This is a genomic window from Pseudomonas sp. R4-84 (assembly GCF_054130985.1).
This window is the reverse complement of sequence record NZ_CP096390.1, coordinates 4,267,707-4,286,067: the sequence shown is the minus strand read 5'-3', so window position 1 is coordinate 4,286,067 and position 18,361 is coordinate 4,267,707. Positions and strand designations below refer to the sequence as shown.

The window sequence follows — 18,361 nt, the reverse complement described above, 5'->3', positions numbered from 1 at the left end:
ATGACTGAACATTCAACCACTGCTGAAAAACGCGCGGTCATCCTGCTGTCGGGCGGCCTGGACTCGGCAACCGTCGTGGCCATGGCTCGTGCCGAAGGTTATCGCTGCTACACCATGAGTTTCGATTACGGCCAGCGCCACCGTGCAGAATTGCAGGCTGCTGAACGGGTCGCCCGGGATCTGGGCGTGGTCGAGCACAAAGTCATCGGCCTGAACCTCAACGGCATTGGCGGTTCGGCCCTGACCGACAGCGCCATCGACGTTCCCGAAGCGCCGAGCGAAGGTATCCCGGTGACGTACGTGCCGGCGCGCAACACCGTGTTTCTGTCCCTCGCGCTGGGCTGGGCCGAGGTGCTGGAGGCGCGGGATATTTTCATCGGCGTCAATGCGGTGGACTATTCCGGTTATCCGGATTGTCGACCGGAGTTCGTCGAGGCGTTCGAGCGCATGGCCAACCTGGCGACGAAGGCCGGTGTAGAGGGGCAGGGTTTCCGCATCCTGGCGCCGCTGCAAAACCTCAGCAAGGCCGAAATCGTCAAGGCGGGCGTGAGCCTTGGCGTCGACTATGGGCTTACCGTTTCGTGCTATCAGGCCGACGATCAAGGGCGCGCTTGCGGCAAGTGCGACAGCTGCCGGCTGCGTGCCGAAGGCTTCGCTGCGGCGGGTGTGAGCGATCCAACACCTTATTTTTGATTTTTTTGAAATTAGGTGTTGAATAGTCCTTAAAAATCAGTATTATACGCGCCACCACACAGAGGGTCGTTAGCTCAGTTGGTAGAGCAGTTGGCTTTTAACCAATTGGTCGTAGGTTCGAATCCCACACGACCCACCATTTTCTGTAGTTTTAAAAGTCTGGAAGGCCCACGAAAGTGAGGATTTCCGGATTTTTTTTTGCCCGCGAGAAAGTCGGATCGATGCGGTGGTCAGCGCTGGCCGACCTCGGCGCAAACGTCCATGACCTGCTGGCGCAGCCAGGTGTTCCGGTTGTCCTGGCTCGCTTTTTCGCTCCACATCATCTCAAGCGTAAAGCCCGGCAGCCCCGGTGGCGGCTGGCGCTCGCCGAATCGTTGGTCGTCGCAAAGCAATGCCTGGATGCGTTTGGGCAGGGTCAGGATATAGTCGGTTCCGGTGACCAGGGCCAAGGCTGTCACGTAGCTGTTGGCGCGCGCGACGATCTGTCGCCTGGAGCCCTGGCGAGCGAGCCAGCCATCGATCATGTTGGTGTCGGATGTCCAAGGGGTCGGAAATACATGCTGCCCCGCGACAAATGCGTCGAGGCTGAACGCTTGCCCAGGGCCCGGGAAATGTTTATCCACCACGCACACCAGCTCATCCGTCAGCAGTACCCGTGATTGCAGGCCGTTGGCATCGCCATGGAAATGCGGGCCGAAACCCACTGCAAGATCGAAGCGATCGTCCCTCAGCGCGTCGACCGGAATATCGCGCTGGAACTTCGTGGTGTTGATCACCACCGGAACACGGTTGCCGATGAAGCGCTTGACCAGCTTCGGAAGGATCAGGAGTTCGAAGTATTCCGGCGCGCAGAGGTTGAATGTGATCTCTTCCTGACGTGGATCGAATGGCTGGATGCCGGAGTGGCATTGGTTGATCGTGTTGAGCACCCCCAGCACCTGGCCATACATGACGATGGCCTTCTGAGTGGGGCTCATGCCTGCGCGTGTCACGGTGAACAGTTCGTCTTCGAAGCTGGTGCGCAGTTTTTTCAGGCAATAGCTGACGGTCGACTGGCTGACACACAGGGCTTCGGAAACCTGGGCGACGCTGCGCTGTTCGAACACGGCGACGAACACCATCAGGTCTTGCATATCCAGCTTTCGAAGCAGGTTACTAATGAGCATCAGCTAGTCTCGGCGCCATCCTTGCGTAACTTCCTGTTCCCACGAAGGCCTCCTTTATACAGGAGCCTTGGCCGTTTATCTTTCGGCAGGGTAGATGTTTTGCTAGGACAGCGACGACTAGCCAATATGCCGCGCGTATTGCCTGGGGTTGAAGCGCAACACCATCAGGATCATCAGCCCCATCACCACCGCAAGCGACCACCACGCCCATTCGAAACTGCCCGATTGGTCACGGATCACTCCGGCAATCAATGGCGACAGGCCGGCGATCAGGTAACCGATGCCTTGCACGAATGCCGTCAACGCGCCGGCCCGGCGCGGGTCGTCCAGGTGGTCGAGGGAGACGATCAGGCTCATCGGGAACAGACCGCCGATACCGAGCCCCAGCAAGCATGGCCACAGCAGGCTGAAGCGATCCGGGCTGAGGATCAAGCCGCAGAAGCCAGCCATGATCAATGTCAGCAGTACCGTCAGTATCGGGCGTTTGTCTTGGCTGCGGTTGGCGATTGCCGGGGTGACCAGGCCGGACAACACTTCCATCGCTGTGAGGAACCCCAAGACCAGGCCGGCCTGCTGTTCGCTCCAGCCTTTTTCCAGGTAATACGGCGCCAGCCAGGCCAGTACGCACGTATAGGACGCGGTGCCCAGGCCGAAGAACAGGGCCAGCAGCCAAGCCCGGCGGTTGGCAAAGAACGAGCCCTGTTGTCGTCCCGGTGCTCTGGGTAATGGCATGACGACCGAGCGTTGAGCGTGCCAGCAGCCCAGCGCGACCAGCACCAGCAATGCCCAGATCGCCAGGCCGATGCGCCAGCTGCCCGTCTGCGCCAGGACGAACGGGGAAAATGACGCCGCGATGGCCGCGCCACCCATGATCGACGTGACGTACAGCCCCATGAACAACGAGACGTTATCGCCAAGCCGCGACTTGATCAGGGCTGGCAGCACCGCCTGGATCAGGGCGATGCCGATGCCGGCCAAAACGGCGCTGATGATCAGCGCTTCGGCGCTATCCAGGTACAGGCGCGAGACCGTGGCAAGGCCGATGACTACCAGCGACAGGGCAATGGTGCGGTGTTCGCCAATGCGCAGGGCGACTCGCACGCCCAGGAACATTGCCAAGCCCATGGCCATGACCGGCAACATCGTCAGCAACGATGCCATGCTGAACGTCAGGGGCACTTCGCCCCGAATGGCGGATAGCAAAGGCCCGACCGCCGCCATCGAAGGGCGCAGATTCAGCGCCACGCATACGATGCTGCTCATCAGCCAGAATACGCGGGTATTTGAGGCTTGAACGTTTTCCATGACAAGGCCTTGGCGGGGAAGAAAGCGCCATTTAGGCCCGGCCGCGTTGGGCTCGGCAAACTGAAAACTGGCTGGAGGAATTGAATAATCAAATACGTCACGCTCAGAACCACGGGCGCAGGCGCAAAGTCGTCTGCCGGGGCACAGGTCAAAATGATCTTTTGCAACGGCGGGATATTCTGTAGCCTTGCCGGCTTCACGCTGTCCCGTGCCTGATGACACTCACTTTCCCGGCGGTACCCGAGTGGTCCGGAGCCGGGTGTATACTCGACTTTCGCGCTAAACGCGCCTATAGGTCTTGCGAATATGACGCAGATTTCCGAACGCCTTCTGGTCCAGGCTCACCTCGATGCCAAGCAGCCCAAGCCGCTGTCCGCCGAGCAAGAGGCCTGGTACCGCGCCGCCATTGCCGCCGAGCTCAAGGCTCAGGACGCAGTGCTGGTTGCGCATTTCTACTGTGACCCGGTCATTCAGGCCCTGGCCGAGGAGACTGGGGGCTGTGTCTCCGACTCCCTGGAAATGGCCCGCTTTGGCAACGCCCATCCGGCCAAGACCGTGGTGGTGGCCGGGGTCAAGTTCATGGGCGAGACCGCCAAGATCCTCAACCCAGAAAAACGCGTGCTGATGCCGACTCTGGAAGCCACTTGCTCCCTCGATCTGGGTTGCCCAGTGGATGAATTCTCGGCGTTCTGCGACCAGCATCCGGAGCGCACCGTGGTGGTGTATGCCAACACTTCGGCGGCCGTGAAGGCCCGTGCGGACTGGGTGGTGACGTCCAGCTGTGCCCTGGAAATCGTCGAGAGCCTGATGGACAACGGTGAGACGATCATCTGGGGTCCGGACAAGCACTTGGGCACTTACATCCAGCGCAAGACCGGCGCCGACATGTTGCTCTGGGACGGCGCCTGCATCGTCCACGAAGAGTTCAAGTCCAAGCAGTTGGAAGATATGAAGGCGCTGTACCCGGACGCCGCCATCCTGGTGCACCCGGAGTCACCGACGTCGGTGATCGAACTGGCGGATGCCGTGGGTTCCACCAGCCAGTTGATTGCCGCCGCCCAGAGCTTGCCGAACAAGACGCTGATCGTCGCCACCGACCGCGGCATTTTCTACAAAATGCAGCAGCTGTGCCCGGACAAGGTCTTCATCGAAGCCCCTACCGCCGGCAACGGCGCGGCATGCCGCAGTTGCGCGCACTGCCCATGGATGGCGATGAACACGCTGGAACGCACGCTCCAGGCGCTCAAGGAAGGCAGCAACGAAATATTCGTCGACCCGGCATTGATCCCCCAGGCGATTCGCCCGCTCAAGCGCATGCTGGACTTCACCCAGGCGGCGCGAATGAAGTTGGCGGGTAATGCCTGACGCTGAACAGATTTGAGGCCTGCCAGGCTTTTTGTGGCGAGGGAGCTTGCTCCCGCTGGGCTGCGAAGCAGCCCCAAACGAGACACTGCGGGGTTATTCAGTCATACCGCATTGGCTGGATTACGACTGCTGCGCAGCCGAGCGGGAGCAAGCTCCCTCGCCACGGGGGTTGTGTACGTTCCTATTTGCTCTTCTTCGGGACCCGCACCAACTGCGTATCCGAATAGATGTCATGCCAGCCCCGCTTGCGCTTGTCGAACAGCGCCCAGATGAAGCCCAGCCCCACCAGCAGCAATGACGCAATCGACACCACGAATCGCAACAACGCCTGCCACAAGCTAATGGCCGTGCCATCGGCGTTCTGCACGCGGATGCACCAGACCTGCATGCCCAGGGTCTGGCCGTTGTGGGTCCAGAACTTGGCGAAGAAGCCGAACAGCACGAACAGCAACACCGTGGACAGCAGCGGATCGCCATCCAGCGCGCCGGCGTCGGTAAGGGCACGCATCTTTTCTTCGCCGATGATCATCATCTGGATCATCTTGTACACGCCACCGGTGACGATCAGCAGCGCCGTGCACAGCAAAAAATCATAGAACATCGCAGCCAGGCGACGGCCAAGGCCGGCGGGAGGGAAGTCACCCTGTGGGGTGAGCACGTGTTTCGACATGACGGCCTCGAACCAAAAAGAAGCCATTTTACGGATTTACGCCCATAAAAAAGCCCCTGATATCAATCAGGGGCTTTTTAGTTTGCGAAAGCTTAGCCTTCGGCTTGAACCTCGTCAGCCTGCATGCCTTTCTGGCCTTGCACGGCAACGAAAGTGACTTTCTGGCCTTCTTTCAGGCTCTTGAAGCCGTTGCCCTGGATGGCGCGGAAGTGCACGAACAGATCCGGACCGCTTTCAGGAGTGATGAAACCAAAACCTTTTTCGTCGTTGAACCACTTGACGGTACCGCTCTGACGTTCAGCCATTTTCTTATTTCCTTGACGCTAAATTAATGACAGCCTCTTTCCAGACGAAAGAGTACTGGGGCTGGGTTGCAGGAAAGTAAGATGACGTCGAACGGGTTGTAGCTAACTTCTTAGGCTACTGCCCAGGTCACGATCCAAGCGACCCATGCAAACACAGTGACGAAACTCTACGCCAACTTCCAAGGAAAAAACAACCCCCCTGAAGGCCCCGGATTTGCTCAGCTTGCTGGCGTTTTAGATGTTTTGCGGGAGGGGGCTTATTCAAAAGGCTAGTCCGATAGTTCCCTAGCGTTATAAGCCCGGTTGAATATCACTACATGCACCTTTTTATGGCGGTTGCGTTACACATTAGTGCACGTATAACGAAACCGCGTTACTTATAGAAACAACCAATCAACCACGGTAGTAGCGCTGCGGAACGAATGGCATTTTGCTTACAAGCAAAGGCACTTTTTTCCCACGCACAATGGCCCAGACCGGCGTGTCCAAGGCGACGAAGGCGCTGTCCAGATAACCCATCGCCAATGGACCGCCCAATGTCGGCCCGAACCCGCCGCTGCAAACCGTGCCGATGATCTCGCCGGCTTCGTTGACGATCTCCGCGCCTTCACGCACCGGTGTGCGTTCTTGGGGCAGCAGGCCGACACGTTTGCGCTTCACGCCTTGCTGTTGCTGGGCAAAAACAGTTTCCGCTCCGGGGAAGCCCCCGGCGCGCGCGCCATCGGCGCGGCGGACCTTGGATATCGCCCACAGCAGGCTGGCTTCAATGGGTGTGGTCTCGGTGTTCATATCGTGGCCGTAGAGGCACAGGCCCGCTTCCAGGCGCAGGGAATCACGGGCGCCAAGGCCGATGGCGGCGACTTCCGGTTCGGCCAGCAGGGCGCGGGCGAGTTTCTCCGCATCGGCGGCCGGCACGGAAATCTCGAAACCGTCTTCACCGGTGTAGCCCGAACGGCTGACAAAGCAATCCACGCCCAGCAGAGTGACGCGCTGGAACTGCATGAAGGTCATCTTCGCCACTTCCGGCGCCAGACGCGCGAGCACGGTCACGGCCGCTGGGCCTTGCAGCGCGAGCAGGGCGCGGGCTTCGAACAGCGGCTCGATGCTGCACTGACCGCCGATGTTCGCTTGCAGGTGGGCCAGGTCCTGATCCTTGCACGCCGCGTTGACCACCAAAAACAGCTCATCATTGCCCAGGTTCGCGACCATCAAATCGTCGAGGATGCCGCCGTTGTCGTTGGTGAACATGGCGTAGCGCTGCATGCCCACGGGCAAGTCGATGATGTCCACCGGCACCAGCGTCTCCAGTGCCTTGGCCGCACCCGCGCCGGTCAGGCGGATCTGGCCCATGTGGGACACATCGAACAGCCCGGCCTGATCCCGGGTGTGCTGGTGTTCTTTCATCACGCCCAAGGGGTATTGCACCGGCATGTCGTAGCCGGCGAATGGCACCATGCGGGCGCCGAGTTCGAGGTGCAGCGCGTGCAGCGGGGTTTTCAACAGTTGTTCGGTGGACATATCAGCTCCTGGAAAATGAAAGGGGCACGCATCAGCATTCGATGATGTTGACCGCCAGACCGCCGCGGGCGGTCTCCTTGTATTTGCTTTTCATGTCGGCGCCGGTCTGGCGCATGGTGCGGATGACTTTGTCGAGGGAGACGAAGTGATGACCATCGCCGCGCATGGCCATGCGCACCGCATTGATGGCCTTTACCGAGCCCATGGCATTGCGTTCGATGCAGGGCACCTGGACGAGGCCACCGATGGGGTCGCAGGTGAGCCCGAGGTTGTGTTCCATGCCGATTTCGGCGGCGTTTTCCACTTGTTGCACGGTACCGCCCAGCACTTCGCAAAGCGCACCGGCGGCCATGGAGCAGGCCACGCCAACTTCACCCTGGCAGCCGACTTCAGCACCGGAGATGGAGGCGTTTTCCTTGTAGAGGATGCCGATGGCGGCGGCGGTCAGCAGGAAGCGCACCACGCCGTCTTCGTTGGCCCCGGGAATGAAGCGCATGTAGTAGTGGAGCACGGCCGGAATGATGCCCGCCGCACCGTTGGTGGGCGCGGTGACGACACGGCCGCCGAAGGCGTTTTCTTCGTTGACGGCCAGGGCATACAGGTTGACCCAGTCCAGCACGGACAGCGGATCGCGCAAGGCCGCTTCAGGGTTCTTGCACAACTGGCGATGCAACGCCGCAGCCCGGCGCTTGACCTTGAGGCCGCCCGGCAAGATCCCCTCGTTGCGACAGCCCGCCGCCACGCAATCCTGCATGACCTGCCAGATCTTCAGCAGGCCGGCGCGGGTCTCGGCTTCGGGGCGCCAGGCGCTTTCGTTGGTCAGCATGACCTGGCTGATGGACAGACCGTAGGTGGTGCAGTGGGCCAGCAGATCTTTTGCGCTCTTGAACGGGAAGGTCAGGGGCGTGGCATCTTCGACGATACGGTCGGCGCCGGCGGCGTCTTCATCCACGACGAAGCCGCCGCCCACCGAGTAGTACTCGCGGCTGCGCACTTGCAGGCCGGCGGCGTCGAAGGCGCGGAAGATCATACCGTTGGGGTGGTAGGCCAACGGTTTGCGGATCATCGCCAGGTGCAGTTTTTCATTGAATTCGATGGTGTGTTCGCCGAGCAGGTTCAGGCGACCGCTGCTGCGGATCTCCTGGAGCCGGGCGGTCACTGTTTCGGTGTCCACGGTGTCCGGGTGCTCGCCTTCCAGGCCCAGCAGCACGGCCTTGTCACTGCCGTGGCCCTTGCCGGTGGCACCGAGCGAGCCGTACAGCTCGACTTTGACGCTGGCAGTGGTATTGAGCAACTCATCACGACGCAACCCTTCGACGAAACGGGCCGCGGCACGCATCGGACCGACCGTGTGGGAGCTGGAAGGACCGATGCCGATCTTGAACAGGTCGAACACGCTTAACGACATGGTGTTTCTCCGGTTTCTTTTTATGGGATCGACTTTGAAGATGTGACTCAGGCCCTAGTGGGAGCGAGCTTGCTCGCGATAGCGGTGTGACAGTCACTCAAGTGACGACTGACAGTACGCTATCGCGAGCAAGCTCGCTCCCACAGGGGAAGATTCGGAGGGCGGATGGACCGCCCTCCACTTACCTCAAGCGTAGCTTTCGATCGACGGGCAGGCGCAGACCAGGTTGCGGTCGCCGAACACGTTGTCGACCCGACCGACTGGCGGCCAGTATTTGCCTTCGATCAACGACGCCACCGGGTACACCGCCTGCTCGCGGCTGTAGGGGTGAGTCCAGTCGCCGACGAGTTCCGCCGCGGTGTGCGGGGCGTTCTTCAGCGGGTTGTCGTCTTTGTCGAGGCTGCCGTTTTCCACCGCGCGGATTTCTTCGCGGATGCAGATCATGGCGTCGCAGAAGCGGTCCAGCTCTTCCTTGGATTCGCTTTCGGTCGGCTCGATCATCAACGTGCCGGCCACCGGGAACGACATGGTCGGGGCGTGGAAACCGAAGTCGATCAGGCGCTTGGCCACGTCATCGACACTGATGCCGCTGCTGTCCTTGAGCGGGCGCAGGTCGAGGATGCATTCGTGGGCCACCAGGCCGTTGCTGCCGGAGTAGAGCACCGGATAATGCTCTTCCAGGCGACGGGCGATGTAGTTGGCGTTGAGAATCGCCAGCTGTGAAGCGCGCTTGAGGCCCGCGCCGCCCATCATGCGGATGTACATCCAGGTGATCGGCAGGATGCTCGCACTGCCGAACGGCGCCGCGCACACCGCGCCTTCCTTGCGTTCCATGTTGGCGTGGCCTGGCAGGAACGGCGCCAGGTGCGACTTGACGCCAATCGGGCCGACGCCCGGGCCGCCACCGCCGTGGGGAATGCAGAAGGTCTTGTGCAGGTTCAGGTGCGAGACGTCGCCGCCGAATTTGCCTGGGGCGCAGAGGCCGACCATCGCGTTCATGTTGGCGCCGTCGATGTACACCTGGCCGCCGTTGTCATGAATGATGCCGCAAATCTCGCGGATGCCTTCCTCGAACACGCCGTGGGTGGACGGGTAGGTGATCATCAGCGCGGCGAGGTGCTCGCGGTGCTCGATGGCCTTGGCCCGCAGGTCTTCGATGTCGACGTTGCCACGGGCATCGCAGGCGGTCACGACCACGCGCATGCCGGCCATGTTGGCGGTGGCCGGGTTGGTGCCGTGGGCCGAAGACGGGATCAGGCAGATGTCGCGACGGTCTTCGCCACGGCTCTGGTGATAGGCGCGGATCGCCAGCAGGCCGGCGTATTCACCCTGGGAACCGGCGTTGGGTTGCAGCGACACCGCGTCATAGCCGGTGGCGGCGCAGAGCATGGCTTCGAGCTCGTCGGTCAGTTGCTGATAGCCGGCGCTTTGCTCGGCCGGGGCGAACGGGTGCAGGGCGCCGAACTCTGCCCAGGTCACCGGGATCATTTCGCTGGCGGCGTTGAGTTTCATGGTGCAGGAACCCAGCGGGATCATGGTGCGATCCAGCGCCAGGTCCTTGTCGGCGAGCTTGCGCAGGTAGCGCATCAGCTCGGTTTCGGAGTGGTAGCGGTTGAACACCGGGTGGCTAAGGATCGCCGATTGGCGCACCAGCTCGGCCGGGATGCGGCTTTGCATGCTGGTAGCCAGTGCGGTGAAGTCCGGCAGAGGCTTGCCGTCGGCCAACAGGCTCCACAGTGCTTCGATGTCAGCCTGGTTGGTGGTTTCGTCCAGGGACAGGCCCAGGCGTTCGGCGTCCACTGCACGCAGGTTGATGCGCTGGGCGCGGGCCTTGTCGTGCAGCGTGGCGGTTTGCGCGCCAGTGTGGAGCGTCAGGGTGTCGAAGAAGCTTTCTTGCTCGACCTTCAGACCCAGCGCGCCCAGCCCCTTGGCAAGGATCGCGGTCAGGTGATGGATGCGGTTGGCAATTTGCACCAGGCCCTTGGGACCGTGGTACACAGCGTACATGCTGGCGATGTTGGCGAGCAGAACCTGGGCGGTGCAGATGTTGCTGGTGGCTTTCTCGCGGCGGATGTGTTGCTCGCGGGTCTGCATCGCCAGGCGCAAGGCCGGCTTGCCGAAACGGTCCACGGAAACGCCGACCAGCCGGCCCGGCATGTCGCGCTTGAACGCATCCTTGGTGGAGAAAAAGGCCGCGTGCGGACCGCCGAAACCCAGGGGAACGCCGAAGCGCTGGGCGCTGCCGATGGCAACGTCGGCACCGAACTCACCCGGAGGGGTCAGCAGGGTCAGGGCCAGCAGGTCGGCGGCCACGGCCACCAGGGCATTGGCGGCGTGGAAGCGTTCGGTCAGCCCGCGGTAGTCGAACAGGTCGCCATTGCTGGCCGGGTACTGCAAGAGTGCGCCGAAGAAGCTGCTGACGTCGCTCAGTTCGCGCTCGTCGCCCACGACCACGTCGATGCCCAGGGGCTCGGCACGGGTGCGCAGCACGTCGAGGGTCTGCGGGTGGCTGTGCACGGAGGCGAAGAACGCATTGCTGCCCTTGTTCTTGCTCAAGCGCTTGCAGAAGGTCATGGCTTCGGCGGCGGCGGTGGCTTCGTCCAGCAGGGAGGCGTTGGCGATCGGCAGGCCGGTGAGGTCGCTGATCAAGGTCTGGAAGTTCAGCAGTGCTTCGAGACGGCCCTGGGAGATTTCCGGCTGGTAAGGGGTGTAGGCGGTGTACCAGGCCGGATTTTCCAGCAGGTTGCGCAGGATCGGTGCCGGCGTATGGCAGTTGTAGTAGCCCTGGCCGATGTAGGTCTTGAACAGTTGGTTCTTGCCGGCGATGGCCTTGATCGAGGCCAGTGCATCGGCTTCGCTCTGGCCGTCGTCCATGTCCAGGACGCTGGTGCCCTTGATGCTTTCCGGGATCACGCTGGCGCTCAGGGCTTCCAGGGAGTCGTAGCCCAGGCGTTCGAGCATGGCTTGCTCGTCGCCTGCACGCGGGCCGATGTGGCGGGCGATGAATTCGTTGGCGGTGCCGAGATTAACGGTCATGGTGCGCTCCTCAGGCTTCGGCGTTGGCTTTGATCAGGCGGTCGTAGGCGTCTTGATCCAACAGCTTAGCCACTGCATCGGCGTCGGTCGGTTTAAAACGGAAGAACCAGCCTTCGCCCATCGGATCTTCGTTGACCAGCTCCGGGCTGTCGCCGAGTGCTTCATTCACTTCCAGCACTTCACCGTCCAGTGGCATGTACACGCCGCTGGCGGCCTTGACGGACTCAACGGTGGAGGCCTCGTCGCCTTTGGCGTAGGCCTGCAATTCAGGCAGTTGCACAAAAACCACGTCGCCCAACGCGTTCTGCGCGAAAGCGGTAATGCCTACGGTGACGCTGCCGTCGGTTTCGGCGCGCAGCCATTCGTGATCTTCAGTGAAACGCAACTCGCTCATGGAAACTCCTGGGGCCAGACTCGTCTGGTGGACGCGAAGAAAGGCGCGGGGCTTGGCCCGGCCGAATGGTTAAACCCTTAGCAAGAACGTGGCCAATGTTTAAAAGTCTTTGTTTATCAATGCATTGGATGGTTTTCCAGCGCGCTCGCTATTACAAGCTGTAGCGAAAACGCTACAGCTAGGCGCCTGGAAAAAATCGTTGCGGGATCAAAGCCTTGCGCAGAGCCGGTCAGCGCGGGGTGTAGCGATATCGTTCCGCTGTAGCGCTTTCAGTACAGATGGAGGTCGTTTTTGACTAACTTTCAAATACGCCTCAGACCAATGTGGGAGCGAGCCTGCTCGCGAAAGCAGTTTTTCAGTCAATAATGATGTTGGCTGATATACCGCTTTCGCGAGCAGGCTCGCTCCCACAGGTAGCCGAGTAAAGCTACGGCTTCCCGGAAATCCCGTACTTGCGCAACCGATGGGCAATTGCGGTATGGGAGGTCTGCAGTCGGCTGGCGAGCTGGCGAGTAGAAGGGTAATTGGCGTAGAGGCTTTCGAGCAGGTGCTTCTCGAAGCTTTCCACCGCCTGCTCCAGGCTTTCGACTTCGACGTCGCCCTGACGCGCCACGGAGGTGCCGGCGATGTCCAGGTCGCCGATATCCACGAGGCTGCTTTCGCAGATGGCGGCGGCGCGGAAGATCACGTTCTGCAATTGCCGCACGTTGCCCGGCCAGCGGTTGCCCAGCAAGGCCGGGTAAGTGCCAGGGGCCAGGCGGCAGACCGGGCGCTGGATCTGCGCGCAGGCCTGCTGCATGAAATACCGCGCCAGCAGCAGGATGTCCTGGCCGCGTTCACGCAGCGGCGGGACTTCGACATTGAGCACGTTCAAGCGATAGAACAAGTCTTCGCGGAAAGAGCCTTCGTTGACCATTTTCTCCAGGTTACGGTGGGTCGCGCTGAGAATCCGCACGTTGACCTTGATTTCCCGGTCGCCGCCGACCCGGCGGAAGCTGCCATCGTTCAGGAAACGCAGCAGCTTGGCTTGCAAGTACGGCGACATTTCGCCGATTTCATCGAGGAATACCGTGCCCTGGTTCGCCAGCTCCATCAGCCCGGGCTTGCCGCCCCGTTGCGCGCCAGTGAAGGCGCCCGGGGCGTAGCCGAACAGTTCACTTTCGGCCAGGTTTTCTGGCAGTGCCGCACAGTTGAGGGCCAGGAACGGTGCGCTGTGTCGGGCACTGATGGCGTGGCAGGCGCGGGCCACCAGTTCCTTGCCGGTGCCCGTCTCGCCTTGGATCAGCAGCGGTGCATCCAGGGCCGCGACCCGTTGGGCGCGGGCCTTGAGGGTGCGTATCGCCGGGGATTCGCCCAGCAGCGCGTCGAAGCCTTCGGCGTGATCGTGGTGCAGCGCCGACAGGCGTTCGCCGATACGGTTGGGCTGGTAGAGCGTCAGCAGCGCCCCGGCATCGGTGATGGGCGTGGCGTCGAGGAGCAGCGTCTGGCCGTTGACGGTGATTTCCCGCAGCGGCAAGCGAAAACCGTTTTCCAACAGCGCGTCCAGCAGCGCCGCGTCATCGAACAGCTCCGCGACGCTTTCCCCGGCCGGTTCGCGACCGTACAGGGCGATCAGCGCCGGGTTGGCGAGCAACACCTTGCCGGCGCTGTCCAGGGCCAGCACCGGGTCGGTCATGGCGGCGAGCAAGGCATCGAGCTGCAAGTGCCGGCGCTGGCCCGGCAGGATGTCCACCACCGTGACCGCCTGCACGCCGCGCACGCTGAACAGCGCCTCGCGCAACTCATCCAGCACCTGTGGGCTGAGAGTCGGGGCGTCGATGTAGACGTTGGGCGGGACCATTTCCACCGCATCCAGGTTGAGATTGCGCCCACCAAGCAAGGCCAGGACTTCCTGGGTGATGCCGACGCGGTCGATGAAACTGACGTGGATACGCATGGGGCGGCTTTGGGTTCTGGAATGCGGAGGGTGGCAAGTATGCCTTGGGGCGGGCTAATGGTGAAATCCTGGCGCAAGGCTTAAGGCTGTACAGAGATCCCTTGTGGGAGCGAGCTTGCTCGCGATGGCTGAGTGTCAGCCACCCTTTTATTGACTACACCGCTATCGCGAGCAAGCTCGCTCCCACAAAGGTTCCCGCAGAGGTAGCTACAACCCCACATCCCACTCCGGTGTTTCGGGAAACCTGAGCACCAGAAAATCCAGCAGGCTGCGCAACGCCGAGGGCATGTGCTTGCGTGAGGCATACACCGCATACATGTTCATCCGGCGCGGTTCGGCGTGGGGCAGCAGGCGCACCAGTTCGCCGTTCTGGATATGAGGGCCGGCCTGGTAGCTGGGCAGCATCGCCACACCGGCGCCGGCTATCGTTGCCTGGAGCAAGGTGCTGGCTTCGTTGGCGCTGATGTTGCCCTGTACCGGCACCGACAGCTGTTCGCCGTCCTGCTCGAAATGCCAGAGGCTTTTGCCTACGTAGGAATGGGTCAGGCAGTTGTGCTGGCTCAGGTCTTCCACCCGTTGCGGTGTCGAATGTTCGCGCAGGTAGCGGGGGGAGGCGCAGATGACCGAACGGCAGACCGTGAGACGCCGGGCGATCAGGTTCGGATCGAGATCGTTGCTCATGCGGATCGCCAGGTCGATGCGTTCGTCCACCAGGTTGACGGTGCGATCGAGCATTTGCAGGTCAACGCTCACGCCCGGGTAGCGCTGGACGTATTCGGCCATCGCACTCGCCAATTGCGACTGGCCGAACGAGGGGCTGGCGCTGATGCGCAGCATGCCCCGTGGCGCGTCTTCGGGCGTGCTGACGGCCGCTTGCATGTCGCCGCACAGCTCCAGCATCTGCCGGCAGCGGGGCAGGGTCTCCGTGCCTGCGGCCGTCAGGCTCAGCTTGCGCGTGGTGCGGTGCATCAGCCGGGCACCGACCCAATCTTCCAGCTCCGCCAGATAGCGCGATACCACCGGCCGCGACAGGTCCAGGTGCTCGGCCGCCGCCGACTGGCTGCCCAGGTCCACCACGGTGACGAACACTCGCATTGCTTGTAGACGATCCATGATCTGCCCGATTTTAGAAACAAACTATGTCCCAGCATCGCATTTTTTGTACTGAGTCTGGCAACTAAGCTCCGTTCATTCCCTTGCGGGCCATTGCACAACGGAGCACCTCATGACCGGTTTCACTCTTCTAAAACGCTTGTCGCTGGCGACCGCAGCGCTGGCCATCACGGCCCAGGCCTGGGCCGCCGACTTGACGCTCGACGTCTACAACCCCGGCGCGGCGGCGATTTTCCCGGTGACGTCGGTATTGGTCAGCGGTGAACACGAGGCGATCCTGGTGGACGCCCAATTTGGCAAAACCCAGGCCGAGCAGGTCGTGGAAAAAATCCGCGCCAGTGGCAAGCGGTTGACCACGATCTACATCAGCCACGGCGACCCCGACTACTATTTTGGCCTGCAAACCCTGGTAGCCGCTTTCCCGGAAGCCAAAGTCCTCGCATCCGCGCCAACCGTGGAGCACATCAAGGCCACTGCCGATGGCAAGTTGAAATATTGGGGGCCGATCCTGAAGACCGACGCGCCGTCCAAGACCCTGGTGCCCCAAGTGCTCAAGGGCGACAGCTTGACGCTGGAAGGCAAGCGCTTGCAGGTCGTCGGCCTTGACGGCCCTCAGCCGGACCGCAGTTTCGTGTGGATTCCGTCGATCAAGGCGGTGGTGGGAGGTGTGGTGGTGGCGGAGAACATTCACGTCTGGATGGCCGATACCCAGACGCCGCAATCCCACCAGGATTGGCTGGCGACGCTGGATAACATCCAAAAGCTGCAACCGACCACTGTCATCCCTGGCCATTACCTGGGCCAAAGCGCTCGTTCCCTGGCGCCAGTGCGCTTCACCGCCGACTACATCAAGGCCTTCGACGAAGAAACCGCCAAGGCCAAGAATTCCGCCGCACTGATCGCCGCCATGAAACTACGCTATCCACAGCTGGGGGAGGACAGTTCCCTGGAGCTGAGCGCCAAGGTGGCGAAGGGCGAAATGAGGTGGTGAAACCCGAACTTTGATCTGGACGCTTTTGTGGCGAGGGAGCTTGCTCCCGCTCGGCTGCGAAGCAGTCGCAAAAATACTGGGTCTGCTGCGCAGCCCAGCGGGAGCAAGCTCCCTCGCCACGAACGTGTTCATGGTTCTAGAACGCGTTGAAGTAATCACTACGAATAGCCATAGGAGAATCCCATGAGCACCATCGCAATCATCGGCGCTACAGGCCGGGCCGGCAGCCAACTGCTGGAAGAAGCCTTGCGCCGTGGTCACAGCGTGACGGCCATTGCCCGCAACACCGGAAAAATCGGCACACGGGCGGGAGTGGTCAGCAAGCAGTTGGACGTACTGGACAGCGAGGCACTGACCGCAGCGGTAGCAGGCCACGACGTGGTCATCAGTGCCGCGCATTTCGCCACGGTTCCGGCCGACAAGGTTGTCGCACCGGTGAAGGCCGCCGGAGTCAAGCGCCTGCTGGTTGTGGGCGGTGCCGGTTCGTTGTTGTTGCCGGATAACAGCCGCGTGATCGACAGCAATGGCTTCCCGGAGGAATACCTGGCCGAAGCCACGGCCGGAGCGTTGTTCCTGGACGTGCTGGGAAAGGAGCAGGACCTCGATTGGACCTTCCTTTCGCCCTCGGCGGAGTTCGTCGAAACCGAACGCACCGGCCAGTTCCGCGTCGGCAAGGATCACTTGCTGTTCGATAACGCCGGGCGCAGTTGGATCGGCTTCGCCGACTACGCCATTGCGATGATCGATGAGGTCCAGGCGCCGCAGTTTTCGCGGACGCGGTTCACTGTCGGCTATTGAGCCATCGATCCGTGCAGCGAATCACCCGTGGATCCTCACCCAGACACTGACCAGCACCGTCGCCGCCATCAACCAGGCGACGGCAGCCACGGCCAATGACGCTTCGAGGCGCATCCGGTCGACCATCACGTACAGCGTCGCGAGATAGACGAAATACGGAATGATCGACCACATGCCGAACACGATGGTGGTCTTCAGGTCATCCACCGAGCGGCCCTTGCCGACGATGTAGTGGGCAATCAGCGCAAAGGTCGGAAACAGCGGCACCAGCCCGGCAATGTAATAGTTCTTGGTCTTGGCGAGCATCGCCAGGATGACGACAACGGCTGCGCCGAGCGCGGCCTTGAAAATAAGATCCACAGGTTCATGTCCCAGGTCAGTGGCTCAAGCCATATTTTTTGACTTTGTCGAAGAGCGTGGTCTTGGCCATGCCCAGTTCCTGGCTGGCCTGGGTCAGGTTGCCGCCGCTGCGTTGCAACGCATCCACCAGCAGGTTGCGCTCGAAGGCTTCAACCGCTTCGGCGAAGGCCAGGCCTTGGCTGCCGGTGCTGGTGCCGGCTTTCTTGAACGCCGGCAAGCCCAGGGCGTAACGTTCGGCGACGTTGCGCAGCTCGCGCACGTTGCCCGGCCAATCGTGGCTCATCAGGTTCGACAGAGTGTGGTTGTCCAGCTCCGGCACGGTACGGTCGAAGCGCAGGGACGATTGCTGGAGAAAATGTTCGAACAGTTGCAGGATGTCTTCGCGCCGCTCCCGCAGGGGCGGCAGCTCCAGCGTCACCACATTGAGGCGGTAATACAGGTCGCTGCGGAACTGCCCGGTCCGACCCATTTCGTCCAGGTCGGACTTGGTGGCGGCAATCACCCGACAATCCACGGACACGCTCTGGTTCGACCCCAGGCGTTCGAGGGTGCGTTCCTGCAACACGCGCAATAGCTTGATCTGCAAGGGCAGGGGCATGCTCTCTACTTCATCGAGAAACAGCGTGCCGCCATCGGCGTGCTCGATCTTGCCGATCCGGCGCTTACCCGCGCCAGTGAAAGCGTTGGCCTCGTGGCCGAAAATCTCGCTTTCGAACAGGTTCTCCGGCAGGCCACCGCAGTTCAGCGCGACGAACTGCTTGTCGTGACGCCGGCTGAAATCATGCAGGCAACGGGCGACCAATTCCTTGCCGGTGCCGGTTTCGCCTTCGATCAACACGTTGGCCGAGGTGTCGGCGACGTTGGCGATCAGCTCGCGCAGGTGCTGCATGGCCGGCGAGCGGCCGATGATGCGGCCTTCCAGGGAATCACGCTCGGCCAGTTGCCTGCGCAGCGAAGAAACTTCCCGGGCCAGGCTGCGCTGTTCCAGGGCGCGGCGTGCAACGTCCACCAGGCGCTCGGGGGAGAACGGTTTTTCCATGAAATCGTAGGCGCCTTTCTGCATCGCGCCTACGGCCATGGAAATATCGCCGTGGCCGGTGATCAACACCACCGGCAGGCTGCGGTCCCGGGCTTTGAGGCGGGTCAGCAGTTCCAGGCCGTCGATGCCCGGCAGGCGGATGTCGCTGATGACGATGCCGGCAAAATCATCGCCGACCCGCTCAAGGGCCTCTTCGGCGCTGCCCACGCCAATGCAGGGAATATCTTCCAGGCTCAAGGCCTGCTGGCAGCCCAGCAGGACGTG

The 18,361-nt window shown here is 61.7% G+C and carries 16 protein-coding genes and 1 tRNA gene; 5 read left to right on the top strand and 12 right to left on the bottom strand.

The features are described from left to right. A complete protein-coding gene (gene queC, locus M1D68_RS19650; RefSeq protein ID WP_420765252.1) occupies positions 1 to 693 on the top strand; it encodes a 7-cyano-7-deazaguanine synthase QueC in 693 nt (230 codons plus the stop codon). Positions 694 to 756: 63 nt separating this feature from the next. Then, positions 757 to 832: transfer RNA gene (locus M1D68_RS19645), tRNA-Lys, on the top strand. Between the two features lie 91 nt (positions 833 to 923). Here M1D68_RS19645 and M1D68_RS19640 read toward each other — a convergent pair. Together M1D68_RS19640 and M1D68_RS19635 are read right to left on the bottom strand one after the other, a co-directional pair. Then, positions 924 to 1,859 carry a LysR family transcriptional regulator gene (locus tag M1D68_RS19640; RefSeq protein WP_457968068.1) on the bottom strand — a complete coding sequence of 312 codons (936 nt, stop codon included), beginning with the start codon at positions 1,857 to 1,859 and terminating at the stop codon, positions 924 to 926. Positions 1,860 to 1,976: 117 nt separating this feature from the next. After that, positions 1,977 to 3,164 (bottom strand): cyanate transporter, encoded by a 1,188-nt coding sequence (locus tag M1D68_RS19635; protein ID WP_457968067.1) that lies wholly within the window; start codon positions 3,162 to 3,164, stop codon positions 1,977 to 1,979. A gap of 306 nt (positions 3,165 to 3,470) precedes the next feature. On the opposite strand from M1D68_RS19635, the gene nadA reads away from it, so the two are divergent. Beyond that, complete coding sequence (nadA, locus tag M1D68_RS19630; RefSeq protein ID WP_420765249.1) at positions 3,471 to 4,529, top strand: quinolinate synthase NadA; 1,059 nt, start codon at positions 3,471 to 3,473, stop codon at positions 4,527 to 4,529. Positions 4,530 to 4,710: 181 nt separating this feature from the next. Here nadA and M1D68_RS19625 read toward each other — a convergent pair whose 3' ends face one another. The 8 genes from M1D68_RS19625 to M1D68_RS19590 all read right to left on the bottom strand — a co-directional run bounded on the left by M1D68_RS19625 (position 4,711) and on the right by M1D68_RS19590 (position 14,909). Further along, positions 4,711 to 5,199 (bottom strand): RDD family protein, encoded by a 489-nt coding sequence (locus tag M1D68_RS19625; protein WP_457968066.1) that lies wholly within the window; start codon positions 5,197 to 5,199, stop codon positions 4,711 to 4,713. Positions 5,200 to 5,291: 92 nt separating this feature from the next. Beyond that, positions 5,292 to 5,504: a cold-shock protein gene (locus tag M1D68_RS19620; protein WP_003365337.1), complete on the bottom strand. Its 213-nt coding sequence runs from the start codon at positions 5,502 to 5,504 to the stop codon at positions 5,292 to 5,294. Between the two features lie 393 nt (positions 5,505 to 5,897). Further along, positions 5,898 to 7,022 carry a glycine cleavage system aminomethyltransferase GcvT gene (gene gcvT, locus M1D68_RS19615; protein ID WP_434607432.1) on the bottom strand — a complete coding sequence of 375 codons (1,125 nt, stop codon included), beginning with the start codon at positions 7,020 to 7,022 and terminating at the stop codon, positions 5,898 to 5,900. A 31-nt stretch (positions 7,023 to 7,053) separates the two neighbouring features. Then, a complete protein-coding gene (locus tag M1D68_RS19610) occupies positions 7,054 to 8,430 on the bottom strand; it encodes an L-serine ammonia-lyase (RefSeq protein ID WP_434560317.1) in 1,377 nt (458 codons plus the stop codon). A 186-nt stretch (positions 8,431 to 8,616) separates the two neighbouring features. Beyond that, positions 8,617 to 11,466, bottom strand: a complete 2,850-nt coding sequence (gcvP, locus tag M1D68_RS19605) for an aminomethyl-transferring glycine dehydrogenase (protein ID WP_457968065.1) — start codon at positions 11,464 to 11,466, stop codon at positions 8,617 to 8,619. A gap of 10 nt (positions 11,467 to 11,476) precedes the next feature. Further along, the gene (gcvH, locus tag M1D68_RS19600) at positions 11,477 to 11,860 is read right to left on the bottom strand and encodes a glycine cleavage system protein GcvH (protein WP_420765244.1); all 384 of its coding nucleotides are present in this window, start codon (positions 11,858 to 11,860) and stop codon (positions 11,477 to 11,479) included. A gap of 427 nt (positions 11,861 to 12,287) precedes the next feature. Continuing rightward, entirely contained in the window at positions 12,288 to 13,796 is a 1,509-nt protein-coding gene (locus tag M1D68_RS19595; RefSeq protein WP_420765243.1) for a sigma-54-dependent transcriptional regulator, read from the bottom strand. Between the two features lie 207 nt (positions 13,797 to 14,003). Further along, positions 14,004 to 14,909, bottom strand: a complete 906-nt coding sequence (locus M1D68_RS19590; protein ID WP_457968064.1) for a LysR family transcriptional regulator — start codon at positions 14,907 to 14,909, stop codon at positions 14,004 to 14,006. A 112-nt stretch (positions 14,910 to 15,021) separates the two neighbouring features. Between M1D68_RS19590 and M1D68_RS19585 the strand changes: the two genes are divergently transcribed. Both M1D68_RS19585 and M1D68_RS19580 read left to right on the top strand, forming a co-directional pair. After that, positions 15,022 to 15,900, top strand: a complete 879-nt coding sequence (locus tag M1D68_RS19585; protein WP_457968063.1) for an MBL fold metallo-hydrolase — start codon at positions 15,022 to 15,024, stop codon at positions 15,898 to 15,900. A gap of 183 nt (positions 15,901 to 16,083) precedes the next feature. Further along, positions 16,084 to 16,698 (top strand): NAD(P)-dependent oxidoreductase, encoded by a 615-nt coding sequence (locus tag M1D68_RS19580; RefSeq protein ID WP_457968062.1) that lies wholly within the window; start codon positions 16,084 to 16,086, stop codon positions 16,696 to 16,698. 21 nt (positions 16,699 to 16,719) lie between these two features. Here the strand turns inward: M1D68_RS19580 and M1D68_RS19575 are convergent, their stop codons facing one another. Together M1D68_RS19575 and aauR are read right to left on the bottom strand one after the other, a co-directional pair. After that, positions 16,720 to 17,049, bottom strand: coding sequence for a GlpM family protein (locus M1D68_RS19575; protein WP_212800569.1), 330 nt, complete (start codon positions 17,047 to 17,049; stop codon positions 16,720 to 16,722). Between the two features lie 25 nt (positions 17,050 to 17,074). After that, a complete protein-coding gene (gene aauR, locus M1D68_RS19570; RefSeq protein WP_434628593.1) occupies positions 17,075 to 18,355 on the bottom strand; it encodes a two-component response regulator AauR in 1,281 nt (426 codons plus the stop codon). Between the last annotated feature and the right edge of the window lie 6 nt (positions 18,356 to 18,361).